Raw genomic sequence first — 2,123 nt, 5'->3', positions numbered from 1 at the left:
AAAAAACAATAAATGGAACTATTTGATGTATACCCACTATATGATGTAACCCCGGTTACAGCTAAGGGTATTGTTATTACTGATGATAAGGGAGATACATATCTCGATTTCTATGGTGGCCATGCCGTTATCTCAATCGGACATTCCCACCCATATTACATAGAACGCATTAAAAGTCAAATAGATCAAATAGGGTTTTACAGCAACTCCGTTAAAAATCCGCTGCAAAGACAACTGGCTAAGAAACTGGGACAATTATCCAATTGTGAGGATTATAATTTGTTTTTATGTAATTCGGGGGCAGAGGCTAATGAAAATGCCCTAAAATTAGCATCTTTCCATACAAATAAATCCCGGGTAATTGCATTTACGAATAGTTTTCACGGTAGAACATCTGCCGCCGTTGCTGCAACGGACAATGAGAAGATAAATGCCCCTATAAATAAACAGCAAAAAGTTACTTTTTTATCATTTGAAGATATTAAAACCTTTGAAACTGAAATCAAAAAGGAAGATGTATGTGCTGTTATTCTGGAAGCCATACAGGGGGTTGGCGGTCTGGACGAGCCATCTGGTATATTCTATAGGGAAATTGCCGCACTTTGTAAAAAATATGGTGTAGTTCTGATAGCTGATGAGGTACAATCTGGTTTTGGCCGAACTGGCTCTTTTTTTGCCTTTCAGCAGCATGAAATTAAGCCCGATATTATAACTATAGCCAAAGGCATGGGCAATGGTTTTCCTGTTGGTGGTGTATTAATTCATAAAAACATTCAGGCATCCTATGGCTTGCTTGGGACTACTTTTGGTGGAAACCATCTTGCCTGCACAGCTGTTTTAGCTGTTTTAGAGGTTCTGGAAAAAGAACAACTTGTTGAAAATGCCGAAAGACTGGGTAAATATTTCAAAAAAAGAGCCTTAGAAATACCGCAGGTTAGGGAAATAAAAGGCAGGGGACTTATGCTGGGATTAAAGTTTGATTTTGAAGTGGGAGAACTTCGCAAAAATCTAATTTACGAGCAACATCTTTTCACCGGCGGGGCCAAGGATAAAAACGTTTTACGAATTCTCCCAGCTTTGAATATTACAAAAAGCGATATGGACTTATTTTTCAAGAAATTAAAAATAGCATTATCATGAGTGTTATATTGAACATAGATAAACGAAATGCAGTCCTTAAATCCATGATTGAATGTATAAAAAAGGAGGAAAGCGCCCTTTTGGAAGCCAATAAAAAAGATTTGGAAGCTTACTCTGGTGACGATATTGCCATGTATGATCGCCTAAAAGTTGATGACGATAAAATTATTGGGATGATAAAATCCCTAAAGGAATTGACACTGTTGAATGACCCTTTGAATCTAGAACGGTTTCAATTTGAGCATGAAAACGGTCTGCAAATCAGCAATAGGAGGATTGCTTTTAAATCGGGCAATAGAATATTATTGAAAGGGGGTAAGGAATCACTGAACAGTAATTTGATCTTGGTAGATTTATGGCACAAAGCTTTAAGAGATAATCAAGTTGATAGCGATTGGGTCAGCTATTTGCAATATGATCGCTCAGAGACGCAGGCTTTTTTAGAAAATCCCATACACAAAGTGGATTTGATAGTTCCTAGAGGAGGGGAAAAACTAATTGCTTTTGTAAAACAACATGCCACCTGCCCTGTAATCGTCAGTGGAAGAGGTAATAATTTTGTGTATATAGATACTGAAGCTGATCTACAAATGGCCGTTGATATAATCATCAATGCAAAAACCACCAAAATATCGGCCTGTAATGCATTGGATAAAGTACTAATAGCTGCAGATTTACCCAGAAAACAACAATTTGTCCAAAATCTATTGTTAGAACTTCAGAAAAGTAAGGTTGAGATTTTAACCGATGAGGCTTTTTCAGCTCTAGAAGGCACAACTCCTATTAAAGATGAGAGTGTTTGGATTGAAGAGTTTTTAGACTATAAAATAGTGCTGGGTCAAGTTGCTTCTTTAAAGGAAGCAATTAGCAAAATAAACACTTTTGGTGGTGGGCATTCGGCAGCCATCATTACCGCGAATGAAGAAACAGCAGCAACATTCATGAATTCTGTTGATTCAGCGGCAGTATACCATAATGCCTCC

2 protein-coding genes are annotated in these 2,123 nt (G+C 37.5%); both read left to right on the top strand.

Annotated elements, in window-relative coordinates:
- Positions 1–12: 12 nt before the first annotated feature.
- The gene (locus tag Q0X66_RS15880; protein ID WP_297708109.1) at positions 13–1,140 is read left to right on the top strand and encodes an aminotransferase class III-fold pyridoxal phosphate-dependent enzyme; all 1,128 of its coding nucleotides are present in this window, start codon (positions 13–15) and stop codon (positions 1,138–1,140) included.
- On the top strand, positions 1,137–2,123 hold a 987-nt coding region (locus tag Q0X66_RS15875; RefSeq protein ID WP_297708107.1), incomplete at its 3' end, for an aldehyde dehydrogenase family protein. The genes Q0X66_RS15880 and Q0X66_RS15875, both read left to right, overlap by 4 nt.

The organism is uncultured Eudoraea sp. (assembly GCF_947260015.1).
Lineage (GTDB): Bacteria > Bacteroidota > Bacteroidia > Flavobacteriales > Flavobacteriaceae > Eudoraea.
Note: the sequence above shows the minus strand (reverse complement) of the source record. Positions and strands in the feature narration are given on the sequence as shown.

Coding starts and splice junctions, on each gene's coding strand:
- Q0X66_RS15880 (WP_297708109.1), top strand. CDS start 13: ATGGAACTATTTGATGTATACCCACTATATGATGTAACCCCGGTTACA.